The following is a 26,499-nucleotide window of genomic DNA, read 5'->3' on the forward strand; positions in this document are numbered from 1 at the left end:
TCAACTTACAAATTATCAAATATGAGTAATTCCCAATTTTTAAGAAAAGTATACAAAATAAAACTAGTAATAACCGATGTTGATGGAGTTTTAACCGATGGCGGATTATATTATACTTCCGAAGGAATGGTGATGAAAAAATTTAATGTAAAAGATGGAATGGGAACGCGTTTACTAAAAGAACAAGGAATTAAATGTGCAATTATTACAACCGATACTTCAGAATTAATAAAAATAAGAGGAGAAAGAATTAAAGTTGATTATTTATTTCTTGGCATTTGGGATAAAGAAAATAAAATGAAAGAAATTTGTGAAATTGAAAATATATCGCCGGAAAATGTTGCATTTATTGGTGATGATGTAAATGATTTGGGAATTATTAGGGAAGTAGGATTTTCCGCTTGTCCTGTAGATGCAGTTGATGAAGTAAAAAATTTAGTTGATTTGGTACTTACTCGTAAAGGTGGTGATGGAGTTTTTAGAGAATTTGCTGATTTGATTATAAAAAATATTTAGAAAAATAAATTCATTAATTCAATTAGTGCATAATTTTGGTTTGAATCGCTTTTATCTCAATTACAAACAAATCTTATCTTAAAAAATAATTTTCCAACGTCAATTCAATTTAATAATTGGTGAAAAGTTAATTTAATTGTGCTTACATTCCCCCAAACTTGCCTGCGGCAGGCATGTGTGGGAATCCAGTAAGAATTCAAGAGACTTTCTTATTCACGGGAATGATATTTTAAATCCTTTAATAAACGGATTTAGAAATCTCATTTATAAAGTAATATTATTTCCAATTTCTTTCACAAAAGATAACTTTATAAATACAAACAATTTACAATTTTTAGTTAAAAAAAATATTAAGTAAATAAATGTATTTTATTATTTTATATGGATTAAGAAAAAAATATTTATTAATTTTTTTTAAGCAATAATTACTTAAATTGTAATTAATTCAAGAGGTACAAAAAATGAAAAAAATATTGTTGTTTTGTTTATTTATTTCAAATTTATTTTTTGCTCAGACGGTTATTGACGATGACAGTGATAGTATACGTGTATATAAAACAAGTTGGTATTTGGGCGGTGGTTTAAGTTATCCACGTTATATGACAATCAGTGACAAATCAATTGCATCTCACAAAAATTTTGGAGCTTATTTAACTTTAGGTTATAATCTAACGGAACATTTTGGCTTTCGATTAACTCCTTCTTATGTTTTGTTACATTCATTTTACTATGGAAATTTTGGTGGTGAAATTGATAATTACGTTAATATGGGTGCAATAAATTTAGAAGCATTGTATTCACTTCTTCCTTGCGAAATAATATCCCCTTATGTGCTGCTTGGTTACGGAATGACTTATTTCAAATCAACAAACCCTTATTTGGGTGAGATAAGAAAACCAATAAATGATGCTTGGATTGGATACCAAGCTTTATTGGGCTTAGGTGCTGAGTTTAAATTTTTTGATGATTTAAGTATAAAAGCAGAATTTGATTATATCACAGCATCAAATAATAAAATAGATGGAAATGATCATATTAATGAAGTTAAAGGAATGCTATATAGTAACGGCGATTCCTATATGAATTTAAAACTTGGAGCAGTTTGGTATTTTGACCGAGGCGAAAGATCTAGAATTTGCGAACCGTTTAGTATTAGAGAAGTAATTAGAGAAGTTCCCGTAGAAAAAATAGTTGTAGATACTGTTTATATTGATAAAGTAATTGAAAAAGCTGTAACCAAACGCGAATCATTTGTATTGGAAAATGTAAAATTCAAATTTGATAAAGACGAGCTTACAGAGGAATCAAAAGCAATTCTGAATAATGTTGCAAATACATTAAATAGATTTCCGGATGAAAAAATTGAAATTCTAGGACATACAGATAATATCGGATCAGATGAATATAATTTGGATCTTTCCGAAAGAAGAGCTAACAGCGTAAAAAATTATTTAGTTACTCGTGGAGTTGTAGCAGATAGATTATATACTGCCGGTTGCGGCGAACGTAAGCCCGTTGCTGATAATGATACAGAAATTGGCAGAGCAATAAATAGAAGAATTGAATTTAGCATATACGATGGAATTAGTAGTAAATGTCCCAAACCAGAAGAAGGTGGAATTCAACAGAACGAAAGTGAATTTGAAAAAGCTGTTCTGAACAACGAACAAGTTATAATTGAAGGAGTATTCTTCAAATTTGATAGTGACCAATTAACTCCAGAATCAGAAAACACTTTAACAAATGTTGCAAATGTTCTGCAAAAATATCCGGATGCAAATGTAGAAATTCAAGGACATACAGACAGTTTAGGAAATAATATGTACAATGAATTTCTGTCGGATAAAAGAGCAAAATCTGTTAAAAATTTCCTCGTTAAAAAAGGAATTAACGAATCAAGATTAACCACAATCGGTTACGGCGAAACTAAACCAATTGAAGATAACGGAACCTCATACGGCAGAGCAGTAAACAGAAGAATTGAATTTAATATTAAAAATTCCAGCAATATAAAAGTTCAAACTGCAAAACCGGTAAAAACTGATGCTGTTGCTGATCAATTTACAACAAAAGAAGAGAAAGAAATTGCACAAATTATTGCAAGCGGAGAAAAATTAGTATTCACAAATATTCATTTTCGAACAAACAGTGATATAATTACAAAATCATCTTTAAACATTTTGGATAATGCCGCAAATGTTTTATCTAAAATGTCTGATGTGAATGTAGAAATCCAAGGTCATACAGATAGTGACGGATCGGAAAATTATAATCAAATTCTTTCGGAAAAGCGGGCAATTGCTGTGAAAAATTATTTAGTACAAAAAGGAATAAGTGCAGATAGACTTACTACAAAAGGATTTGGTGAAACTAAACCAATATCTGATAATTCAACCAAAGAAGGTAAAGCTCAAAATAGAAGAATTGAATTCGAAATTATAAAGTAGAATTTTAAATTACTTACGAATCCCTATTTTGCTAAACAGAATAGGGATTTTTTTAAATTTTTTAACTTTCCTGATCTAAACCAACATCACAAAATTTAAGAAAATTTCTCAAAAGTGATTTGGATCACTACAATTGTATTAATTTTACACTTTAATTGTTAAAATTATTTATATTCTTGAAGTTCATACAAAAATTAGTACAATAAAAATTTTATAATTGATAAAAATTATGAAAATGAAAACTATCATAAAATTAAAAATACTTTTCATGATATTATTTTTTTCAAGCAAATGCTTTGCACAACAGCATGTTTGGGAAGATTCATGGGGAATTGGATTTGGCGGTATATATCCAAGATTTATGGGAATAACTACTCCAATGATTTCTGAAGATGAAAATTTTGGTTTCTATCTTGAATTAAATAGAAAATTTAACGAAAATCTATCAGCAAGGTTTAGACCAGCATTTATGCATATGGAATCTTCATATTATCAAAATTTAGATCATAAAATTGTTAAGACAAATTTAATTACCGGAAGTATTGATTTTACTTATAACATTTTTCCATGTTCATTTATTTCACCTTATATTTTAACCGGATTTGGATTTCAAGTTTTCAGACCTTCCGGTGCTCCATCCAAAACTATTGATAAATTTCATTTTAGATATCAATATGATTTAGGTGTTGGGCTCGAAATTTATTTAAAGGAATATTGGAAATTATTTCCGGAAATAAATTATATAACTTCTTCTCATAATTATTTAGAAGGCAATAAAGAGCGAAACGAATTAAAAGGATTATTTGGAACTAACGGTGATTCTTACATGACTTTTAACGTTGGCGTTTTGTGGTATTTTGAAACGGGAGAAAAATCTAAAATTTGTGAAAAACCGTCTGGGCTTAGTGAAATACCAAGTCGTGTTGTTGAACAAAATACTTATATTACTAATAATTTTGAAGCAGAACCAAAAGAAATTATTAAAACGGAAATTCAGCAAATTGAAAAAATTAATTTGTTCGGTGTAAATTTTGAATTTGATAAAGCTACTTTTTTACCAGAATCTTATCCAATTCTTAAACATTTGTTAACTGTTTTACAAAATCATCCAACAATGGAAATTGAAATTCATGGACACACAGATAATATCGGAACTGATCTTTACAATATTGGACTTTCACAAAGACGTGCTAATGCAGTAAAAAATTATTTGGTAGCAAATAATATTAATCCAAATAGATTAAAAACTATTGGCTTTGGAGAAAGAATTCCAATTGCTGAAAATGATACTCCCGAGGGTAGAGCATTTAACAGAAGAATTGAAGTAAAAATTATTAACACTGAAGAATTTAATACTCAACCTTCAAATCAGAAAAATATAAAAAAGGATTTAGGATTTATTAATACTCCAAACGTAAAACAGATAACACAAACTTTTAATAATGGTGAAAAATTATCATTTTCAAATATTCAATTTGAAGTTAATAGCGATATTATTACTAAACATTCTAAATCAATTCTCGATCAAGTAAAATATGTCTTAACTAAAATGTCGGATATAGACGTTGAAATTCAAGGTCATACAGATAACGATGGTGATGAATATAGTAACCAATTTCTATCCGAAAAAAGAGCACTTTCGGTTAAGAATTATTTAGTGCAAAAAGGAATTTCTGTTCATAGACTTACAACTGCGGGATTTGGTGAATCACAACCAATTGCTGATAATTCAACCAAAGAAGGAAAAGCCCAAAACAGAAGAATTGAATTCCAAATAATTAAATAAATTTTTCTTTATTAGTTTTTAAATCCCTATTTTGATTTTCAGAATAGGGATTTTTTTTAAATAAAAATTACGGAAATTATGTTAGATCGATCAATAAAACCAATACCAACCGGCAAAATACAATTTACAACTCCAAATATTGAAAAATTCTTTTTAGAAAATTCTGCTCAAGTTTATTTTAATAAAAAAGATAATCTACCCATAATTCAATTGAATTTAATTATTCCGTGCGGAAGTATTTATAATCCAAACGGCAAAGAAGGATTATCATTTTTAACATCTATGCTTCTTGATGAAGGCGCAGATAATCTATCTGGATTTGAAATTTCAGATAAGCTTGAATTAATGGGATCAATTTTAAATATAAATTCCAACAAAGAGTTTACAACAATTTCACTTTTATGTTTAAAAGAAAAGTTTGAAAATTCTTTAGAGATTTTATCTAAGATAATTTTACATCCTAATTTTAACGATGATGATTTTGAAAGACAAAAATTAAAATTGGTTACAAAAAATATTCAGCTTGAAGATGATCCATCTTATGTTGCATCAAATATTTTTAATAAGAAAATTTTTAAAAATACAAATTATCAATTTCCTTCAAGCGGAATTAATTCTTCAATTGAATCAATTACAAATTCAGATATAAAGAATTTTCATTCGGAAACTTATTTGCCAATCGGCTCTTTCTTTGTAATAGTTGGAAATATTGAAAAAAGTAATGTTGCAAATCTTTTGAATAAATATTTTGAAGGATGGAAAAATCAAAATAGAGTAAATCACAATTTTGAAAAAATTATTTTTGATAAAAAAATAATTGCAATTAATAAACCGGAAGCTGTTCAAAGCGAATTACGAATTGGTCATTTTTCTAAAGGAAGAAACTCTGATGATTTTTATTCGAGATCACTTTTAAATTCAATTTTGGGCGGACAATTTTCAAGCAGAATAAATTTAAATTTACGTGAAGCAAAAGGTTTTACTTACGGCGCAAATTCAAATTATAATTACAATTCATTAGGAAGCACTTTTTCCGTTTCAACTTCAGTCAAATCAGAAAATACTGGAGATTCAATAAAAGAAATTCTATTCGAACTAAATGAAATAAAAAATATAATTCATCAACATGAAATTGATTTTGCTAAATCTTATTTAGTGCGAAGATTTCCTTCAATGTTTGAAACTTATTCCCAAATTGCATCAAACATATCGTTGCTTCCGCTATATAATTTGCCGCAAAATTATTTTGATACTTATATTCGAAAATTAAGCGAAGTAGAATTAAATGATGTTTTGAAAGCTGCCAAGGAAAATATTGATTTTGATAAGCTATTAATTGTTGTTGTTGGAAATCTAAAATTGATTGAAGAACAGATTGCACAATTTGATGAATTTGAGATTGAAAAATATTAATTGCAATAAGCAACAAGTAGATGGGAGTTTTCTAAAGAAGTAAAGAATTGGAAATTTATAGAAGCCAAGAAGGATTTACAATTTTGTTTCCCCTTTTCTGAATATTTGTAAGCTCATCTTGTATTAAATGCCAATCTTCAACATTTATTCTAAAAACTTTTGCCTCACCGGATTTCAATTTAGAAATGTGGAATCTTAAAAGTGAATTTATATCACTTTCATTTTCACCTTTTATATACGTAAATTTATTTGATAACAAAATTCTTCGATTACGTTCTTTAAATTTTTCTGCTAAATAATTTTGAATTGATTTTGCAAGTTCACTTTTATTTTCATCAATAAAAAATATGTGAGGCGAATTAAAAGATGCAATAATTTTTTTGGAATTACTTTTTAATTCATCTAATTTCATATCATCAGAAAGTTCAAAATCAATTTCGTCCGAATTATCATCAAGCTCAATAAAATACTCTTTTTTCCCTTCTTTAAGAATTTCTGCAATGGATGTTGAATTGCTTTCAAGCGGAAGAACTGTTCCAAAATGCAATGGATTTTTTATTAATTCACTCAATTCATTTTCGTCCAAATCTTCAACTTGATAAAGTAAAAATGAAATGTTTGAAAACTCTCTAATTATATTTTCATCATGTTTAAAGTCTGCGATTAATTTTATAGAGTTTCCGGATTCTATAATTAAATTTGTTAATCCATTAATTTTTTCTTCCGAAGAACTAATAATCACTGGTTTTTTAGAAAATTCAATATTAATATCTTTAATAATTTGTGCAATTGGAACATCATTTGGCAAATTAATTATTAGACTATTTTTAAGTGAATCACTTTTCCCTTTTTGAATTTTTCCTTTCTTAATCCAATTTTCATCAATTCCATAATCTGATAAAACTTTTAAAAATTTTTCATCAATTACTTTTTTACTTAAATATGCAGATTGATTATTTGGTAGACTTATATGTAGAAATCCCAATACGACATTTAATAAAAGCAGAATTGCAACAATAGCAGTAAGTATGTAAATTAATTTTCTTTTGTTAAACATCTTTCTTTGGAAAAATTTATATTATTCGTTAATAAAGTTTGGTGCACGCTTTTCTAAAAATGCAGTAGTTCCTTCTTTGAAATCTTTTGTTCCGCAGCATTTAGAAAATTGCTCAGCTTCAAAAATTAATCCTTCTTGTAGATTTGTATTATTTGTCGCGAGAATTGAATTAAGTGCAGCATTTATTATTGGTTGACTTTTACTTGCAATTTTTTTTGCAATAATTTTAGCTTCGGTTAATAAATCTTCAGGAGCTGTAATTTTATTTATTAAACCAATTCTTAATGCTTCTTCAGCATCAAATAAATCTCCGGTTAAAATATATTCTGCAGCAACGCCAGTATTAACTAACCTAGTAAATCTTTGGGTTCCGCCGTAACCCGGAATTATTCCTAAATTAACTTCCGGTTGACCAAATTTTGCCCGACTGCTTGAAATTCTAATATGACAAGCTAACGCAAGCTCACAGCCGCCGCCTAATGTAAATCCATTTATTGCAGCAATTACGGGCTTTCCGCAATTTTCTATTTTATTGAAAACTTTTTGCCCTTTTAACGAAAATTGTTTTCCGGTTTCTTCATTGCAATTTTGTAATTCCTTAATATCTGCGCCGGCAACAAAAGATTTATCTCCGGTTCCGGTTATAATTATTACTTTTGAATTATTATTTTTTATTTCCGAAAATAATAAATCTAATTCTTCCAATAACTCACTATTTAATGCATTTAATTTTTCCGGACGATTTATTTGAATAATTACAATATCATCTTCAGCATTAACAATTAAATTTCTAAATTCCATTTTCTTATCCTTATAAAGTTGCTGCAACCGGAATTGTAATTCTTAAATCAAGTGAAAAAAATTGATATTCATGCAAATAAGTATAACTTGCAAAAACATCCATTAGAAAAAATGACAACCCGCCGCCTGCATGAAATCCAAATTTTGAAATATTCTCTAATACATTTGGTTTTCCTAAATCAATTTTATATTGATGAAATTCATTTATATAAGCATAAGTGAATCCAGCTTCAGCAAACGGCATAAGTAAAATCATATCATCAACGATTGGCGCAAAAAAATATTTTGCACCAAAATCGGCACCAAATAAACTTGAGCTTAAAGTTGAATGATCTGTATTTTGATAAAATTTATAATTCCCGGAATGTGATTGATAACCAAATTTTCCATAAAGAAATACCGGAAGAAAATTTATGTCTGTGTATGATATTGTAGCATTAAAACCCGGACCAATATTACTTCTTGTGCTAAATTCTCCCATAGGAAATCTTGGTCCAACTCCAAGTGTAAAAAAAGCACCTTTTGCTTCTTTGTAATTTTCAATTTGTGCAAAAAGTAAATTGCAAGAAATAATAAAAAGTAAAATTAAATTTTTTAATAATTTCATTTTGTTAAAATTTAGTTTATCAAATTTGTACCAATGCCAAATTCGTAAACAAGTCTGCCGCCAATTTTTGATGTATTATATATCAGATAAAAACCAATCACTGCAAAAATAATAAATAAAAAGCTGAATTTAGATTGATTTTTCTTTTTCAAAATTAGGTAAGTTTTAACAATTAGTAGAATGAAAAAAAACCACATTGTTAAAGTTGCATAAAATTCATGTTCAGAAATTTCATAAATAATATTTTCCGAAATAGTTTTGTTTTGAGTAATTAATTGAAACTCCATATTCCCGGTTAAAACCGCTGCAATTCCGCCCCAAACTCCAAACAATAAAAATAAATATGTTATTTTTTTCGATAAATCATTCTTTAAAAATTGAGATAAAATTTCCATAAAAGTATAAAATATTAAAAACGCAATTGGAAAATGAATTACTAAAGGATGTTTATCAGCTAAAAATTCCATAAGATATCTTTCGAATAAGAAATTGTCTAATTTGTTAATATTCAACTTTGTGCAAATATAAACCCTTTGCCGGAACCGCTTCTCCAGCTAATGTTCTATTTTTTGATTTAAGAATTTCCTCAATATAATTTTCATCATTTTTATTATATGCTACGGAAAGTAAAGTTCCTACAATTGTTCTAACCATTCCGTGAAGAAATCTGTTTGCAGAAATTTTAAATATTAGGAAATCTTTTGTTTCCCTCCAATTACAATTTTGAACATTACAAATTTTATTTTCAGTTTCAGTATTTACTTTACAAAAAGATGTAAAATCATATTCACCAATAATTTTTCTTGATAGAATTTTTAAATCATCAAAATTTATATTTCTTATTTGATGATAATTGTATGCAAAATTTTCATAAAACGGATTTTTATTTTTGGATATTAAATAAGAATAAGTTCTTTTTTTTGCGTCAAATCTTGCGTTAAAATTTTCATTACAAATTTCCATGTTTGAAATAGAAATTGATTTTGGCAAAATGCAATTTAGCGAATGTTGAAATTTGTAAATTAAAATTTCTTTTGAAAGATGAAAATTTGCGACTTGTCCAATTGCATGAACCCCGGCATCCGTTCTGCCAGAACCAATTAAAGTAATTTTTTCTTGAGAAATTTGCTGAATTGCATTTGTAATTTCATCTTGAATTGTATTACCTTCCGGTTGAGATTGCCAGCCATAAAAACTTGTACCATCATATTTGACGGTAATTTTATAATTAGGCATTCTATTTAAATTTCAATTCAGTGAAATTACTTATTCAAATGTTCTAAAATATCTTTTTTAACTTCGGGATCAATTTGATAATCTGTTTTAAAGCTATGAAGTAAAACATCAACTTCTTGAATTATACTTTTCTTAAAATATTTTGGAGCAAATACAGAAGCATCTAACATATAAATTCTTCGTGATTTTTCATCATAAAGTGTATAATTTACAAAGGGACCACCGCCGCTTAGATCATTAAACCTCCATAATCCTTGTGTCATTAATGAATATTTTCCGTTAAAATTTATTTCGGTTTCCATTCTATAATCATCATATAATTGAACATAAGATGAATCATCTGTTGTTCTATAAAATTTTTCAGTCAGAAAATTTCTTTTTGATGTAATAGAATCTTTTTGCAGAAATTCTGGTGAAGCGTTTTCAATCCAATGAATGAAAATCCATCTTTCCATGTCTGTATTTACACCTCTTCTAAGCCAAACAAAATTATCATCCGGAGCTTCCATTGCCAATTGATAATCTGCTTGAACATAAATCATCCAACCATATTTTGATAATAAATTTGCTTCAATATTTTTTTGTTCAAAATGTTTATTGTAAAGCCCGAGAGCCATTCTTTTATTTGAAGCATCTCTAAAGTAATAGAGTAAATCATCTTTTTTACTTAATATTTGCGATTTCAGCTTTTCAATAGATGAAGAAGTTAAGATCATTACGAGCTGATTATTTGCCCACAAATCATATTTATTAATTACAAAAACTGAATCGGAATTAATCATTTTCTTTACTTTTTCATCAATTATTGAATGCAAATATTGTGATGTTGGCAAATCAGTGTCAAGAGCTGCAAGAATAATAATATTCTTTTGCAATTTTAATTTTTCAAGATCTGAGAAACGTCTACGTTTAATTTCGAAAAGTTCTTCGGGCTGCGGAGTGTAAATTACCTTACCGAATGTCTGCTTCAGTTCGTCTTCAACTTCCTTAAATTCAATGGAATCTGCAACAATAAAAATTTCATCTTCTTCACCTTTTGCTTGTTTCTTGGTATCGCATGCTTGCAAAACAAATAGTGAGAATAAAATTGAGATTACTAAAAAAGTAGATTTTGTTTTCATATAATTAAATTTTGTTTTTAAGTTCTTTTTAAACATTAAAGCGTTTATATGGTTCCTTGTTAATTATAAAATAAACTTCGGTAATAAAAGAAAATACAATCCCCACATTGTTAAACCAATAGAAATTGGAATTGTTAAATTATCATCAGCCCAGCCGTAAGAAATATTTTCAACTATTGCCCCAACAGCACCGCCAATAATTCCTATAAAAAATTCCAAAAAAATTCCTTCAACTTTTGGCGTAAGCAAAACTACAATTATTCCAAATACAAAAAATGCAAAAGTTCCTTCAAAACTTTTTGAAAGGAATTTATGTTTGCCAAATTTTCTTCCAATTAATGCGGCAGCAATATCGCAAATTATCAGCATAGAAAATGCAGTAATAAAAATAATTTTGGGGAAAATCCACATAGTAATTGTTGCAGCAATGAAAACATATGAAGCTCCATTTAAATTTTTCTTCTTCATATCATTTTCATGTTCACGCATTATAAATCCGAAAATATTCTGAACAAATTTATTAAGAGAAGGAATATAATATCTGCTGAAATCAATTAATACCGAAATAACAGTAATTGGAATTAAGATTTTTAATGCATCAGATTTGGATATAAAATTATAAATAATTGGAATAGATAATGAACAAAGGTGAATACTCTTTCTGAGCAATTCACCTTTAAAATTTATTGAACCATTATCAAATGAGGTCATTTTCCTTTGTAGGATTTGATTCGGCAGGAGAACGGTTAACTTTTTCATCCATCAATTTTTTTACATGATCCGGAATTTCTTCTTTCTTGTTGGAAGGTTCATCATTTCCATTTTTTCTAGCTGGTGGTAAATTTTCACCCTTTAGGATTTTATCAATTTCTTCGGCATCTAAAATTTCTCGCTCCAACAATTCTTCTGATAATCTATGAAGTTCATCAATATTCTCTGTCAATATTTTTTCAGCTCTTTCCATTCCCCTAGTTACAATTGCTCTAACTTCTTCATCAATATCTTGCGCTGTTTTTTCACTATAATCTTGATGTTTTGTAACTTCTCTACCCAGAAATAGTTCTTCTTCATTTTTTCCGTAAGCTAAAGGTCCAAGTTTTTCACTCATACCCCATTCGCAAACCATTTTGCGTGCAATATTTGTAGCTTTTTCAATATCATTTCCTGCACCGGTTGTAAAAGAATTGAATACAATTTTTTCCGCTGCGCGTCCGCCTAAGGCATAAGCAATCATAGCTTCTAGATAATCTTTCGAATAAGTATGTTTTTCATCAACTGGAAGATAAGTTGTAACACCGAGCGCTCTTCCTCTTGGAATAATTGTAACTTTGTGCACGGGATCTGATTCCGGAATTTTTAATGCAACTAAAACGTGACCAATTTCATGATAAGCAGTTGTGCGTTTTTCCTTTTCGGAAATTATCATACTTTTGCGTTCCATTCCCATCATAACTTTATCTTTTGCATCTTCAAAATCATCCATATTTACAGTATTTTTATTTTGACGAGCAGCAAGTAAAGCGGCTTCATTTACAAGATTTGCAAGTTCAGCTCCGGCTAATCCCGGTGTACCTTTTGCTAAAACTTTTAAATCAACTTCCGGTGCCAATGGAATTTTTCTTGTATGAACTTTTAAAATTCCCTCACGACCATTTACATCCGGTCTATCTACAACAACTTGTCTATCAAATCTTCCGGGACGTAATAAAGCGGGATCTAAAACATCAGGTCTATTTGTTGCTGCAATAATAATTACACCGTTGTTTTGTTCAAAACCATCCATTTCAACAAGTAAAGCATTTAAAGTTTGTTCACGTTCGTCATGTCCGCCGCCTAAACCAGCACCGCGGTGACGACCAACTGCATCAATTTCATCAATAAAAATTATACATGGTGCATTTTTCTTTCCTTGATCAAAAAGATCTCTAACTCTGCTAGCACCAACTCCAACAAACATTTCCACAAAATCTGCACCGCTGATTGAAAAAAATGGAACTCCGGCTTCGCCAGCAACTGCACGAGCCATTAAAGTTTTTCCGGTTCCAGGAGGTCCCAATAATAAAACTCCTCTTGGGATTTTTCCACCAAGTTTCTGAAATTTTGATGGTTCTTTAAGAAACTCAATAATTTCCTGCAATTCTTGTTTTGCTTCATCAGCTCCGGCAACATCTTTAAACGTAACTTTCAAAGATGATTGAGAATTTAATTTAGCTCTACTTTTTCCAAAATTAAAAATTCCTCTTGTTCCGCCAGTACCTCCACCTTGCATTCTACGCATGATAAGTACCCAAATTCCAATCATTAAAATCCATGGTAAAAAACTGATTAAAACCGTGAACCATTCATTAGAATCTAAAGTGAAATTATATTTTATTCCTTTTTCTTTCCAAAGTGCTTGATGTTGTTCAATAATTTTTTCATAAATAATTGTGCTTATTTTTTCTGTGGGAATTGAATTTTTTCCAACTGGTACAGTTTGTTCTGATTTAAGTTTAATCTCAAGCGTATAATTATTAATTTCCGATTTTATAACGTTAATTTCGCTAATTTGATCTTGAGCTAAAAGAGATTCATAAACACCGTAATCAACTTCAATTGCTTCTCCTCTATTTGTATTGAGGAATTGCATAACAATTACTGCTGCAATTATTACGGCTCCCCAGCTAAAAACAGATTTTAGGATTTTTGACCAATCAAAATCTCCATCGGGTTTTTGAGGTCCAAATCCTTTATTTTTTTTAGGATTATTATTTTGTTCGTTTGCCATAAATAGTTTATTAAAAGGTTTATACATTTATTTCTCCGCTATTCGCTTAAAGCGTAAATAGAATTCAAATTCCTAAATTTTTGTGCGTAATCTAAACCATACCCAATAACAAATTTATTTGGAATTTCAAAGCCAATATAATCAATTTTAGCTTTATATTTTAGACTTTCCGGTTTTACAAGCAGACTTGCAATTTTTACACTTGCTGGTTTATGGTTTTTCAAGATATCTTTTATAAATTGAATTGAAAGTCCGGTATCAACGATATCTTCTACAATTATTATATGTCTTTCGTTAATATCGGCATTTAATTCCTTAATTAATTTTACATCTCCGGTTGAAATTTTTGCATCGCCGTAACTTGAAAGTTTGAAAAAATCAATTTCAACATGAATATTAATTTTTTTTACCAAATCTGATAAGAAGATAAAAGAACCATTTAATACACCAATTAAAATAGGTAATTTGCCTTGATATTCTTTTGAAATTTGTTCGCCTAATTCCTTTACTCTATTTAGAATTTTTTCTTCAGAAATAAGTGTTACAAATTTTTCGGTTCCAACCCAAATTTCACCTTTTTCGTTTTCAATTATTTTAGACATATTTTAATCGCGTTTTTTGTTTCATTTGTTATTTTATATTTCTCACTAATTCTTAAACCAACTAAATAAATAACTTCATCATTGTTAAGCAAAACCCATTGATTTTCTTTTTCTGAGTTTGGAATTTTCAAATCTGTTAAAACATCAGATACTTTTTTTGTTCCTTTCATTCCTAATAGTTGAATTTTATCTCCGGCTTTCCATTTTCGTAAGACTAAATTTCCTTCAATTTTTTCTGCCGAAATTATTTCAACATTTTTTTGAATTTTCAATTCATCGGGAATTTCTTCCAACTTTTCAATTGTCAGTGTTTTCCCCAAAACTCTTACTTTGCTGTTTAATTCCAATAAAAATGAATCCTTGGAAATTTTATTCTTTTTCAGAATTACAATTTTATTTCTTTCTCTAATTGCAAAAAATTCTTTGCTGAATTCAAGTTTAGTTCCACTTTTAGAACTTATTAGATTTTCAAATTGTAGAAAATCTTTAAAGTTGAATTCAATTTTTAAATTTTTCTCAAAAACTAACTTTAGAATTTCACCAAGAATTTCTTTCGGATATTTTTTCAATTCAATTAAATCAAGATTAATTTCGCTTTTATTTTTTGAAATAATTTTCCAGAAAGAATTTTCAATAAAATAATTTAGAATTTTATTTTGATTTCTAAATACTTCAGACGAATTAAGTACAGTTTCGTTTAATGAAGGATTTACTTTTTTCAAATTTGGAATTATTTCATTCCGAATAAAATTTCTTCTGAAATTTATATCTGAATTTGAACTATCCGTAACAAAATCTATTTTTCCATTTTTTAAATATTCAAAAATTTCTGATTTTGAAATGCATAAAAATGGTCGAATTAGATTTTCTTTCTTGATTGTAATTCCACTTAAACCTTCAATTCCGGTTCCGCTAACAATATTTAAAAGAACACTTTCCAAATTATCATCAGAATTATGAGCAGTGATAATTAAATCAGAATTACTTTTTTTTAGATTTTCATCAAACTTTTTGTAACGTAAAATTCTTGCCGCTTCTTCAATTGATAATTTTTTCTTCTTTGCAAAACTCTTAACATTTATACTTTCTGAAAAAAATTCAATATTTAATTTTGAACAAAAATTCCTGCAAAAATTTTCATCATAATCAGCTTCTTTCCCTCGCAGATTATGATTTATATGAACTGCGGCAATTTCAATTTTATATTTTTTTTTATACTTATTAAAAAAGTTAAGTGCAAAAACCGAATCTGCACCGCCGCTTAAACCAATTAAAACCTTTTTTGCGTCACTTAGCAATTGATGTCTGTTAATAAAATTTATAACTTCTTGTTCAATTGTTTTCTGATGCTTTTTCAAATTCTTAGTAAATCTATTTTACTCAATTTTCAAAATTTCAAATTTAATAATTCCGGCAGGAACTTTTGCTTCAACAATTTGACCCTTTTTTGCTCCCATCAATGCGCTTCCAACCGGAGAAGTAATTGCAATTTTACCACTTTGCAAATCTGCTTCTTCCTCTGAAACCAAAGTGTATTTATAATTTTTTTTGTTATTCATATTTATAACTTCAACAGTTGAAAGAATATGAACTTCATCTTCTTTAAATCTAGATGTATCAATTACTTTTGCTTTTGCAAGCATTTCTTCCATTTTGCTGATCTTAAGTTCCAAATGACCTTGAGCTTCTTTTGCTGCATCATATTCCGCGTTTTCAGATAAATCACCGTAAGATCTTGCTTCGGCAATTCTTTGAGCCATATTTTTTCTTCCATTGGTTTTAAGATCTTTTAATTCTTTTTCCAATTCATGTAATTTTTCTTGACTTAAATAAACAAAGTTTGCCAATTACGTTCTCCTTTTTTATGGCTATATAAAAAAAATTGCCATCGCTTTCGCAATGGCATGCATAAAATTAATAAAATTTAGCTTCGTAAACAAGAAAATGAATTTAGATTATGCAGACTCAAAGACCTCTTTTACTCTGCAAAAAGAATTAAAATCGCAATAATTACAAACTTTTTCTTCTCTATTTTCCAAAGTTGAGAGATGAAAATTTCCGTTTTTAATTTTGTTGTGATATTGAATAATTTTTCCACTTGTTGAATTTAACAATTCATCGGTTAATATTTTTTTTTCGTCTGAATTTATTTTCCCTCTAACTTTTAGATTGATTGGCATTTTACCAAATTTTTCATCTCTAAAATTTAGCGAATAAATTATCATATCATTTGGGTCAAAATCTTTATTTTCGACTTCTTTCAAAATTTGTTTTCCGGCAATTAAATAAACCGGAAGCTGAAGCGATAAACCATCAAACAATTCTTGCACACTTGGTTTCTTACCTTTTAGTTTATAATCAACAATATTGTATTGCAGATTTATTTCGTCAAGATCAATTCTATCAATAGTTCCGCGCAAATTTACTTCACCGATTACTAAATTTTTATTAAAATCATTTTTTCTGTTTGAAATATTTCCGAAACTATTTTCAAAATATTTTGGAAGAAAATTTGTCTGATTTTCTGTTTCTTCTTGCAGAAATTTATATAGAATTGATAATTCTTTATTTCCCTCAATTCCAAGAATTTTTTCTTTTTCGAAAAATGCAATTGGCGAATTTAAATTTAATGCGGAAATTTTTTCTTCAGCAATTTTAAATATAATTTTTTTCAATTTTGCAAAATCTTCAGTTCCTTCAATATTCAACGGAAGTTTTTCATCATTAACTTTTTTGTAAAATTCATACAAAATTGAGTGAAGAACATTTCCTAATTCCATTGGTTCAAATTCTTCAGTTGGTTCTTCTATTGGTTTAATTTTTAAAATTCGTTCAGAAAAATATTTAAACGGACACTTTGCAAAAGTTTCTAATTGTGAAATTGAAAATTCACGTTTAGAAATTTCATTTAAATATTCTTTAAAGTTTTCTTGATTGGAATTTACAAATCCATTATAAATATTTTCTTCAAGATAGTTTTCTGACCTTAAATTTCTGATTTTATTTTTTTTAATAATTTGCTCAGAGTCAATTCCAGCTTTGTTAATTTCACATAACAAATTTTTATTTTCAATATTGTTACCAAATTCAATAAGTAATTCTTCGGTTGAATATATTTTTTTTTCTTCGGAAGAATTATATTCTGTAACTTCAAAAACATTTTCAAAATCGTCAATAAATGTTGATTGAACAAGTTCGGAATCTTTATCACTTTGCGGAATTGATAAAAACAGTTTTTTATTCCACGAACATAAAGTTTGATAAAAATGAAACTTTTCTTCAATTTGATGAATAATTTCTTGCTTTCGGAAAGAACCGGAAAAAAATATTTCCGGAGAATATTTTGTGGGGAAATCACCATCACACATTCCGCCTAAAAATAAATAATCAAAATCCAATCCTCTAATTTCATTTAAAGAAGTAACCAAAACTCCATAGTCTGATTTTTCCTTTACATTAAATCTTGCCCAATTGCAAATTGTTCTAATTTGCTCAAGGTAAAAACTTAATGAATATTTTTTTTCAATTTCTTCTTCTTTCTTTACTAAAAATAAAACTTCACTTAATGTTTTAACCAATACAGTTAAGGCTTTTATGTGTTCTTCTTCTTTTCCGTTTGAATCTTCAAGAACTGTACATGGCAATTTTAAGTGTAATAAAACCTTGTTGAAATTTTGTAAAAATTCGTCAATTGTATTTTTCTTCCTTAACGAATATAAAATTGCATCTATTTTTTTTATATCAGTTAAAGCTTTGTTATAATTTTGAATAATAGAGTTCTGATCTTGATTCAATAATCTTTCATTAAATTTTAATAGATTTTTTGCATCTGAAATAATTTGTTCCCAATTATTTTTTCCACCGATAATTTTTAATTCATTTGCAACAGAAATCAAATTGTTAAAATCAACATTTTCAATTTTAATAAATCCATTTGTTAATACTCTAAAAATATCATCATAATTAAAATCGCTTTCAAGCAATTCCAGCAGACTTATTGCGGCAATTACGGGCGAAGATGATTTTAAAGAAATTCTATCCGTAAGATTTAATGGAATTCCATACTTATGAAAAATATCTCTTACTTTACTTGAATAAGTTCCAACAATATTAAATACTACACAAATATTTTCCGGCTGAATATTTTTTTCTAAAATTAATTCTTTAGTGATTTTTGCAATAGTTTCAATTTCATCATTTCTATTTTTGGAATTTATCTTTACAACTTTATCTTTATAAACTGATAATCTTACATCAACTTTATTAAATAAATTTTGTTTTAAACTTTCTCTGAACGTATTATTTTCATTCTCAGAATTTTTTTCAACTTGGTTAAATCCAAGCTGGATAAACCTCAAATATATTTTTGATAAATGGCTAAACAAATTTTCATTTTGTTCATCGTAATCAAAACTAATCGATAAATTATTATTTACAACATTTGCTAATTTGATGATTATTTCAATTTCCGGATTTGTAAATTCATCAAATCCATCAATAATAATTGCATTTACATTTGGAAATAATCTCGTGAATGAATTTTTAAAATCATTATTGGATACAGAAATTATATCATTATAAATATCGCCAATTTCATAAGCAGATAATTTTTTACATTTTTGCGCATATGATGTAAATATTTCCGCAATATCTTCAGCTTTTAATTTTTCACTTCCATCTAATTTTTGAGATTCTTCCAGTAATTTGTTTTCTGAAATTCCATTTCGTTTATATTCCGAAATTACATTTTTAATTTTATCTAAAGTTCCGAATGGAATTCCGTTTGAATATGCAGCAAAGTATTTTAATTTTAATTCATCACAAGTTTCTTTAATTAAAACCGTTGATGCGGCTTCACTTAATAAAACAAATGGCTTTAAATGTTTTAGTAGTTTTGTGTTAAGAGTTGTAAAAGTTTCTATATTTATTTTTGTTATTGGAGAATTTGAAAATTTACCAATTATGTTTTTTTTCAATTCTCGAAGTCTTCGATTTGTAGGAATTATTATTAAAATATTTTCAATGCTATCTTGAGATATTTCTGAATTAAGTAGTTTTTGAATTGTTGAAGAAAAATTTTTATTTCTTGAAAGTATCATTAAAATGAATTTTTCTAATTTAATTTTCTAAACAAAACTTTATCACCGATTTCAATATTATATTTATTAGTATAACCAGCATTAACTTCAATTACATATTGAGCGGGCGCATCCGAAGGAAGTGAATCCAACGAGAATGGAGTTGTATTTTTAAATATTGTAACTATTTCCAAATTTTTGTTTACATAAATTATATCCAAAGAAAGAATTGTATTTTTCATATAGAATGATTGCTGTTCTTCATAAGGAAAAATGAAAAGCATACCTTGATTTTCCAACATTTCATTTCTAAACATTAAACCGGTTGCGCGTTCATCATCATTATCTGAAAATTCAACATCAATTGTCGAAATAAACTTTCCATCATTTTTCTGAAAAGTTAATTCGCCATCTTTTTTAAATTTATAGGTATCTCCACTTAATATTTGTTTACTATTTTTCAATTCATTCTTTGGCTTAAATAAATCTGCTAAAAGCAAAATTGCAAAAGCAATAATTACAATAATTACAATTATTTGAAATATTCTACTTTTTTTATTTACTAAATTATTTTTTTTCTGTTTGTTCATCTTTAGATAAATTTAATTTTAAGATTATTTTTGGTGTTTAAAATTTATCTAAAATGTTTTAAAGATTATTATAAAAATGATACTTGAACGAAAAATTATTGAATTAACGGAAGCACAATCAAGAATTTTAAAAACCGGTTGGGGAAATTCAGCAATTAATGAAACTATTTTGGAAAAAATCACTTATGATTCGGATGGATTAAAAGTGAAAGGTTATGTTGCTTATCCAAAAATAATAAATGAAAAATTGCCATGTATAATTTGGTGCAGAGGTGGATTTGGGAATACCAGCAAATTAGATGATTTTTATGCAAAAGGAATTCTTGGACAAATTGCAAGTTGGGGCTATTTTGTTTTTGAAAGTCAATATAGAGGAAATGATGGTGGTGAAGGTATTGATGAATTTGGTGGAAATGATTTAAATGATGTACTAAATTTAATTCCGATAGCAAATGAATTTGAATTTGCCGATAAAAATATTTGGGGAATTGAAGGATGGAGTCGCGGTGGAATGATGACATATTTAACTTTAACCAAAAATTATAATTTTAAAGCAGCAATTTCAGTCGCCGGAATCTCGAATGTTGAATGCAGTATTAGGGAAAGCAGATTTATGAAAAAAATAATTGAATCTCACCAAAATCTAATTGATGATGAATTTTGTGAATCTAGAACAATTTTAAATAAAATGGAAAACTTTTCTAAATCAACTCCAACATTGTTAATTCACGGATTAAAGGATGAAAGAGTTCCCGTTCATCATTCAATTGATTTATCAAACGAAATGATTAAATTAAATATTGAACACAGATTAATTCTATTAGAAAATGGTGATCATTTTTTAAAATCTCATAAACAAGAAGTAGATAAGTTTAGAAAAAATTGGTTTAAAAAATATTTAATAAATGAGGAAAAATAATGTCAAAAAAATATTGGCTTATAAAATCTGAAGCTTCCGTCTTTTCAATAGATGATTTAGAAAAATGCAAAAACAAAACAACCTATTGGGATGGAGTTAGAAATTATCAAGCAAGAAATTTTCTTCGTGATGAAATGAAAATTGGCGATCAAGTTCTTTTTTATCATAGCAATTCTGAACCAAATGAAATTATTGGCGTTTGCGAAATTGTTAAGGAAGGTTATCCCGATTTTACAGCTTTTGATCCGAATGATATTCATTACGATCCGAAAAGCAAAAGAGAAAATCCAACTTGGATAATGGTTGATATTAAATTATTGAAAAAATTTAAGAAGGGGATTTCACTTGAAGAAATTAAAAAAAATGAAAAACTTTCTAATATGCGATTGGTTCAAAGAGGAAATCGTCTTTCGGTTATGCCGGTTGTGAAAAAAGAATTTGATGAAATTATTAAATTAAGCGGGATTTCAATTTAGTTGAAATCCCTAAATTTACTTTTTCAAAATGTCATCTAATAAATTTTTAATATCTAAATAAGATTGTTTTCCATTAAGCATTTTTATTTGTTTTCCATTTACATCAAAAATAAAAGTTGCCGGTAACGCACCATTCCATTCTATATTTAAAATATTAATTAAATCTTCTTCTTTCTTGAACGAACTTATGAAATTTTTAAAATCAACATTATTATTGTTTAGAAACGGTAAAACTTTTTTTTCCGAATCATCAATATCATCAACACTTATTCCAATAATTTCAATCGTGTTTTTATAAATTGAATTAAGTTTAACCAAATCCGGAAATTCTTCTCTGCAAGGAATACACCAAGTTGCCCAAATATTTAAAAGTAAAATTCTGCCATTGCGAGTTTTTATAATTTGAGTGAGTTTTGATTTATCAATTAATTCAATTTTTTTTGATATAGTTGAATTCGATTGAGCAATTTCAAAAAATAGAATTAGAAATATTATTACAAATTTAATTTTCACTTTTCAACTCGTTTAATTGAACAACCAAATGCTTTTGTATTTTTTACACTAACTTCTTTATTTGCTAGTATTTCATCAATTGAATTTTGTAAATCTTTAGATTCAACATTTTTCTCATTTTTAGAATCGTCAATTCTTCCATGATAAACTTTGCTAAGACTACTATCTAAAACATAAATTTCCGGGGTTAAACTTGCTTCAAATAAATCAGCAACAACATTATTTTCATCTTTTAAAATTGTGAATGTTAAATTATTTTCTTTTGCATGCTCTTTAATTTCTTCAATTGATTCATTTTTGTTAGAATTTATACCAAGAAAAACAACATTTTTATTTTTATACGTATTATAAATTTCTTCCATTCTTTTATTATAATCATTTGAAACCGGACAACCGGTTGAAATGAACATTAAAACAATAGCTTTGGAATTTTTATAGTCTGTTAAATTGTGAAGTTTTTTATTATAATCATAAAGTGAAAAATTATAATTCTCTTTGGATTTAACTTCTGATATTTTTATCGAAAATAATTGAATTGATATAAAAAGAAAAAGCGATAAAAATATAATTACCGTTTTCTTCATAGTTGCTTCCTTTCTTGTTAATTGATTTTAGTTGTTGATGAAAAAATTTACACATAATTGTTAATTTAATAAATACCAAAATGAGTAATCGAAAGGGCTTCAAAATGAAATATTTTTCATATATATTTTTGATTTCTATAATTGTTTCTCTTGTTTCAATATCTTGTAAAAATGAAACAACATTAGCGCAACCCAATATTTCAAAGGCATTTCCCAATTTAACTTTTGAAAATCCAGTTGATATTCAATCACCGGATGATAATACAGATAGAATTTTTGTTGTATCTCAAAAAGGAAAAATTTTATCTTTTGAAAATAATCAAAATGTTCAGTCAGCAAATTTATTTTTAGATCTTGAGGAAAAAGTTTTATTTGGAGGTGAGCAAGGTTTATTAGGTTTGGCATTTCATCCAAATTATAAAAGTAATGGAAAATTTTTCGTTAATTACACTACAAGCAACCCAAGAAGAACAATTGTTTCCAGCTTCAATATTTCTTCAGATATAAATAAAGCTAACCCTAATAGTGAAGAAATTCTGCTTGAAGTTGAACAACCTTTTTCTAATCATAATGGAGGACAAATTGCATTTGGTCTCGATGGATATTTATATATAAGTTTCGGAGATGGTGGTTCCGGAGGTGATCCGGGAAACAGAGCGCAAAATCTAAAAGATTATTTAGGGAAAATTTTAAGAATTGATGTTGATAAAAATGAAAATGGTAAACTATATGGAATTCCCATAGATAATCCATTTGCAGAAAATTCTGAAGGATTTTTAAAAGAAATTTTTGCTTACGGATTAAGAAATGTTTGGCGTTTCAGTTTTGATAGCAAAAATAATTTTTGGGCTGCTGATGTTGGACAAAATGCTTGGGAAGAAATTAATTTAATTGAGAAAGGAGGTAATTATGGATGGAGAATTATGGAAGGATTTCATTGTTATAACCCAAGTGAAGATTGCGATAGAACCGGATTAAAATTACCAATACATGAATATGGACATGTTGAGTCTGGAGGTTATTCTGTAACCGGTGGTTTTGTGTACGAAAAAAATGATTTGCCGGAATTAAATGATAAATATGTTTATGCAGATTTTGTTACAGGAAATATTTGGACTTTTGATTTGGTAAATAATAGAAATAATTTTCTTGCAAAATTTAATGGACAAATTTCAACATTCGGAATTGATCAAAATAATAATTTATATTTTGCAGATTATTCTTCCGGAAGTTTATATAAGTTTGTTGGTGAAAATTTAAATTCTATTGATTTAGAACTTCCCAATCGATTTGAACTTTATCAGAATTATCCAAATCCTTTTAATCCAAATACAACAATAAGTTATTCAATTCCAAATAATTTCTCAGCAAATCCACAATTGGTTAATTTAAATATTTATGATTTACTTGGAAGGGAAGTTCAGAGATTAGTTAATGAATTAAAATCTCCGGGGAATTATGAAACAAATTTTGTTGCAGAAGATTTAAGTTCCGGAGTTTATTATTATAAATTAACATCCGGAAATTTTTCACAAACAAAAAAAATGATTTTACTTAATTAATATTTGCAAGAAGATGTTTAAATATTATTGGTGCATGAATTCTTGAATTTTCAATAAACCATTTGCTTGTATTTAATCCGCCGCAAACAACACCGGCTAAATACAAACCCGAAATATTGGTTTCGAAAGTTTCTTCTTTATAAAATGGAATTTTATTTTTATCGGAAATTTTAATTCCTATTTTTTGAAGAAAATTAAAATCCGGTTTATAGCCGGTCATTGCTAGTACAAAATCATTTGGGATTGTTAAAATTTCAGTGGGAGAAATAATATCAACTTCTTTCTCCCTTATTTCTTTTAATTCAGAATTGTAAAAAACTTTTATTTCATTTTCCTTAATTCTGTTTTCAATATCCGGTTTTACCCAATACTTAACATTATCTTCTAAACTATTTCCTCTAATCACCATGGTAACTTCTGCACCTCGTCTAAATGTTTCAAGTGCAACATCAACGGCAGAATTTCCTCCTCCCACAACAATTATTTTTTCGTATGCAAATGGATGTGGTTCATGATAATAATGTTTTACTTTATCAAGTTCCTCACCGGGAATATTCATCAAATTTGGAAAATCATAAAATCCGGTTGAAACAATAATTTTTTTTGCAAAGAAATTGTTCTTATTAGTTTCTACTTTAAATAATTTTTCAATAGAAAATATATTCTCAACTTTTTCATAAGTATTAACCTTTAAATTCCATTTATCTTTAACTCTTCTATAATATTCCAAAGCTTCCGTTCTTGTTGGCTTTACTCCATGAGAAATAAATGGAACATCTCCAATCTCTAATCTTTCAGAAGTTGAAAAGAAAACCATATTTGTCGGATAGTGAAAAATTGAGTTTGTTAAACTTCCCTTTTCCAAAATTAAATGCGATAAGTTATTTTTTACTGATTCAATTGCACATGCTAATCCTATTGGACCAGCACCGACAATTATTACATCATAAATTGAACTCATAATTTTAAATTATTTTATTACTTTGAAATTTCTTTTAATATTTTTACAATCAAATATAAAAATAAAAACAACTCAAATTTATATGTGAAGTGAATAGATGATAACTTTTAAGTACACATTTTTTTCAAGAATATTTTACAGATATGCAGTTATACCAATTAATTTAATTCTACTTTTTTATATACTTATTTCGGTAATTTCAATTTCATCCGATTGGAAATTGATTTTTCCATTACTTATAAAAATTATATTGCTTTATGTTTTTAATAGATTCTATTACAAAATCTATAAAACATTTCCCTTTAAGATAGAAATAAATAATGAAGAGATGATTTGTTCGGATTTTGTAATTAATGATAGAAAAATAATTATTAACCATTCTGATATTACAAATATAAGCGGTGGAATATTTTCGGGAAGAAATTATAAGCCACTATATATAACGTCAAAGGATAACAAAATTGGTGTAAGTCCGCACATAAAAAATTATAATGATCTACTAAAAATTATTTTAACAAATATTAAGAAGGAACTTTACTTAAAGCTATTGGATGATATTAAAAGTAATTCGATAACTACTGCTAAATCAAAAAAATAATTTTTACCAACAATTTAAAATAAAAAGTCCGGCATAAACCGGACTTTTAAACATCGTACATCAAATAAGTTATTTTGTTGGAAATACTGCATCTTGCAAAGCTTTACCAACTTTGAATTTAACTTTATTCTTAGCTGGAATAACAATAGCTTGACCAGTTGAAGGATTTCTGCCATTTCTTTTTTTAGTTTTACCAGTTGAGAATTTTCCAACACCTGGTAATGTGAAAGTTTTCTTTGCATTTGCAGCAATAAGACCTGCTAATTCGTCAACAAAAGCATTAGCTGTTTTTTTAGTTACTTCCAATTTAAAAGCTAAATGATCAACAATATCACCTTTTGTATAAGGTCCTTTGGGAGGAACAGGTTTTTTAACAGCTGGTTTTGGAGCAGCAACTTTTTTTTCAGCGGCTTTTTTAGCTGCTAATTTTTTTGCAGCTGGTTTTTTAGCAGCAGCTTTCTTTGGTGCAGCTTTCTTTGGAGCGGCTTTTTTAGCAGCAGCTTTTTTTGGAGCAGCTTTCTTAGCAGCTGGTTTCTTTACTGCAACTTTTTTTGTTGCGGCTTTTTTAGCAGCAGCTTTTTTTGCAGCTGGTTTTTTAGCAGCAGCTTTTTTTGGAGCAGCTTTCTTAGCAGCTGGTTTCTTTGCAGCAACTTTTTTTGTTGCAACTTTTTTAGCGGCAGCTTTCTTAGCAGCAGCTTTTTTTGGAGCAGCTTTTTTGGGTGCTGCTTTTTTAGCAGCAGCTTTTTTTGGAGCAGCTTTTTTTGCAGCTGGTTTCTTTACTGCAGGTTTTGCTTTTGCCATTTTTTTTCCTTTATAGATTGTTAGTTAATGAATGCACCGAAAAAATAATTATTTTATTTAATAA

At 27.8% G+C, this 26,499-nt stretch carries 25 protein-coding genes; 8 read left to right on the forward strand and 17 right to left on the reverse strand.

Annotated elements, in window-relative coordinates:
* The first annotated feature begins 21 nt into the window (after window positions 1–21).
* The 4 genes from IPM32_00945 to IPM32_00960 all read left to right on the forward strand — a co-directional run bounded on the left by IPM32_00945 (window position 22) and on the right by IPM32_00960 (window position 6,162).
* Window positions 22–516: an HAD hydrolase family protein gene (locus IPM32_00945; protein MBK8943811.1), complete on the forward strand. Its 495-nt coding sequence runs from the start codon at window positions 22–24 to the stop codon at window positions 514–516.
* Window positions 517–977: 461 nt separating this feature from the next.
* Entirely contained in the window at window positions 978–2,963 is a 1,986-nt protein-coding gene (locus IPM32_00950; GenBank protein MBK8943812.1) for an OmpA family protein, read from the forward strand.
* Between the two features lie 229 nt (window positions 2,964–3,192).
* Window positions 3,193–4,749, forward strand: coding sequence for an OmpA family protein (locus IPM32_00955; GenBank protein MBK8943813.1), 1,557 nt, complete (start codon window positions 3,193–3,195; stop codon window positions 4,747–4,749).
* Window positions 4,750–4,827: 78 nt separating this feature from the next.
* Window positions 4,828–6,162: an insulinase family protein gene (locus tag IPM32_00960; GenBank protein MBK8943814.1), complete on the forward strand. Its 1,335-nt coding sequence runs from the start codon at window positions 4,828–4,830 to the stop codon at window positions 6,160–6,162.
* A 55-nt stretch (window positions 6,163–6,217) separates the two neighbouring features.
* Here the strand turns inward: IPM32_00960 and IPM32_00965 are convergent, their stop codons facing one another.
* The 13 genes from IPM32_00965 to IPM32_01025 form a co-directional block, all read right to left on the reverse strand.
* Window positions 6,218–7,219 (reverse strand): hypothetical protein, encoded by a 1,002-nt coding sequence (locus IPM32_00965; protein ID MBK8943815.1) that lies wholly within the window; start codon window positions 7,217–7,219, stop codon window positions 6,218–6,220.
* Window positions 7,220–7,240: 21 nt separating this feature from the next.
* Complete coding sequence (locus IPM32_00970; protein ID MBK8943816.1) at window positions 7,241–8,020, reverse strand: enoyl-CoA hydratase/isomerase family protein; 780 nt, start codon at window positions 8,018–8,020, stop codon at window positions 7,241–7,243.
* Window positions 8,021–8,030: 10 nt separating this feature from the next.
* Window positions 8,031–8,627, reverse strand: a complete 597-nt coding sequence (locus IPM32_00975; protein ID MBK8943817.1) for a hypothetical protein — start codon at window positions 8,625–8,627, stop codon at window positions 8,031–8,033.
* An 11-nt stretch (window positions 8,628–8,638) separates the two neighbouring features.
* Window positions 8,639–9,094 (reverse strand): DUF2231 domain-containing protein, encoded by a 456-nt coding sequence (locus IPM32_00980; GenBank protein ID MBK8943818.1) that lies wholly within the window; start codon window positions 9,092–9,094, stop codon window positions 8,639–8,641.
* Window positions 9,095–9,128: 34 nt separating this feature from the next.
* Window positions 9,129–9,863 carry a tRNA pseudouridine(38-40) synthase TruA gene (gene truA, locus IPM32_00985; protein ID MBK8943819.1) on the reverse strand — a complete coding sequence of 245 codons (735 nt, stop codon included), beginning with the start codon at window positions 9,861–9,863 and terminating at the stop codon, window positions 9,129–9,131.
* 26 nt (window positions 9,864–9,889) lie between these two features.
* Window positions 9,890–10,984, reverse strand: a complete 1,095-nt coding sequence (locus IPM32_00990; protein ID MBK8943820.1) for a DUF4837 family protein — start codon at window positions 10,982–10,984, stop codon at window positions 9,890–9,892.
* Window positions 10,985–11,047: 63 nt separating this feature from the next.
* Window positions 11,048–11,695: a dolichol kinase gene (locus tag IPM32_00995; GenBank protein MBK8943821.1), complete on the reverse strand. Its 648-nt coding sequence runs from the start codon at window positions 11,693–11,695 to the stop codon at window positions 11,048–11,050.
* Window positions 11,682–13,751 (reverse strand): ATP-dependent zinc metalloprotease FtsH, encoded by a 2,070-nt coding sequence (gene ftsH / locus IPM32_01000; GenBank protein ID MBK8943822.1) that lies wholly within the window; start codon window positions 13,749–13,751, stop codon window positions 11,682–11,684. The genes IPM32_00995 and ftsH overlap by 14 nt, the downstream gene beginning before the upstream one ends.
* Window positions 13,752–13,789: 38 nt before the next feature.
* Entirely contained in the window at window positions 13,790–14,353 is a 564-nt protein-coding gene (gene hpt, locus IPM32_01005; protein ID MBK8943823.1) for a hypoxanthine phosphoribosyltransferase, read from the reverse strand.
* Entirely contained in the window at window positions 14,341–15,711 is a 1,371-nt protein-coding gene (gene tilS / locus IPM32_01010) for a tRNA lysidine(34) synthetase TilS (protein MBK8943824.1), read from the reverse strand. The genes hpt and tilS overlap by 13 nt, the downstream gene beginning before the upstream one ends.
* 18 nt (window positions 15,712–15,729) lie before the next feature.
* The gene (gene greA / locus IPM32_01015) at window positions 15,730–16,200 is read right to left on the reverse strand and encodes a transcription elongation factor GreA (protein ID MBK8943825.1); all 471 of its coding nucleotides are present in this window, start codon (window positions 16,198–16,200) and stop codon (window positions 15,730–15,732) included.
* A gap of 108 nt (window positions 16,201–16,308) precedes the next feature.
* Window positions 16,309–19,452: a PD-(D/E)XK nuclease family protein gene (locus IPM32_01020; GenBank protein ID MBK8943826.1), complete on the reverse strand. Its 3,144-nt coding sequence runs from the start codon at window positions 19,450–19,452 to the stop codon at window positions 16,309–16,311.
* A 14-nt stretch (window positions 19,453–19,466) separates the two neighbouring features.
* Complete coding sequence (locus IPM32_01025; GenBank protein ID MBK8943827.1) at window positions 19,467–20,021, reverse strand: DUF192 domain-containing protein; 555 nt, start codon at window positions 20,019–20,021, stop codon at window positions 19,467–19,469.
* Window positions 20,022–20,097: 76 nt separating this feature from the next.
* Between IPM32_01025 and IPM32_01030 the strand changes: the two genes are divergently transcribed.
* Both IPM32_01030 and IPM32_01035 read left to right on the forward strand, forming a co-directional pair.
* A complete protein-coding gene (locus IPM32_01030) occupies window positions 20,098–20,940 on the forward strand; it encodes a S9 family peptidase (GenBank protein ID MBK8943828.1) in 843 nt (280 codons plus the stop codon).
* Window positions 20,940–21,416, forward strand: a complete 477-nt coding sequence (locus IPM32_01035) for an EVE domain-containing protein (GenBank protein ID MBK8943829.1) — start codon at window positions 20,940–20,942, stop codon at window positions 21,414–21,416. The genes IPM32_01030 and IPM32_01035 overlap by 1 nt, the downstream gene beginning before the upstream one ends.
* 15 nt (window positions 21,417–21,431) lie before the next feature.
* Here IPM32_01035 and IPM32_01040 read toward each other — a convergent pair whose 3' ends face one another.
* Window positions 21,432–21,929, reverse strand: coding sequence for a TlpA family protein disulfide reductase (locus IPM32_01040; protein ID MBK8943830.1), 498 nt, complete (start codon window positions 21,927–21,929; stop codon window positions 21,432–21,434).
* Window positions 21,926–22,513: a redoxin domain-containing protein gene (locus IPM32_01045; GenBank protein MBK8943831.1), complete on the reverse strand. Its 588-nt coding sequence runs from the start codon at window positions 22,511–22,513 to the stop codon at window positions 21,926–21,928. The genes IPM32_01040 and IPM32_01045 overlap by 4 nt, the downstream gene beginning before the upstream one ends.
* 104 nt (window positions 22,514–22,617) lie before the next feature.
* Here IPM32_01045 and IPM32_01050 point away from each other — a divergent pair, with 104 nt between their 5' ends.
* Window positions 22,618–24,075, forward strand: a complete 1,458-nt coding sequence (locus IPM32_01050) for a PQQ-dependent sugar dehydrogenase (GenBank protein ID MBK8943832.1) — start codon at window positions 22,618–22,620, stop codon at window positions 24,073–24,075.
* Here IPM32_01050 and ypdA read toward each other — a convergent pair.
* Window positions 24,068–25,036, reverse strand: coding sequence for a YpdA family putative bacillithiol disulfide reductase (gene ypdA / locus IPM32_01055; GenBank protein ID MBK8943833.1), 969 nt, complete (start codon window positions 25,034–25,036; stop codon window positions 24,068–24,070). The two genes, IPM32_01050 and ypdA, sit on opposite strands and share 8 nt — an antisense overlap.
* 97 nt (window positions 25,037–25,133) lie before the next feature.
* Here ypdA and IPM32_01060 point away from each other — a divergent pair, with 97 nt between their 5' ends.
* Window positions 25,134–25,634: a hypothetical protein gene (locus IPM32_01060; GenBank protein MBK8943834.1), complete on the forward strand. Its 501-nt coding sequence runs from the start codon at window positions 25,134–25,136 to the stop codon at window positions 25,632–25,634.
* 69 nt (window positions 25,635–25,703) lie between these two features.
* On the opposite strand, the gene IPM32_01065 is transcribed toward IPM32_01060, so the two are convergent.
* Complete coding sequence (locus tag IPM32_01065) at window positions 25,704–26,435, reverse strand: HU family DNA-binding protein (GenBank protein MBK8943835.1); 732 nt, start codon at window positions 26,433–26,435, stop codon at window positions 25,704–25,706.
* Between the last annotated feature and the right edge of the window lie 64 nt (window positions 26,436–26,499).

The organism is Ignavibacteriota bacterium (assembly GCA_016716225.1).
Lineage (GTDB): Bacteria > Bacteroidota > Ignavibacteria > Ignavibacteriales > Melioribacteraceae.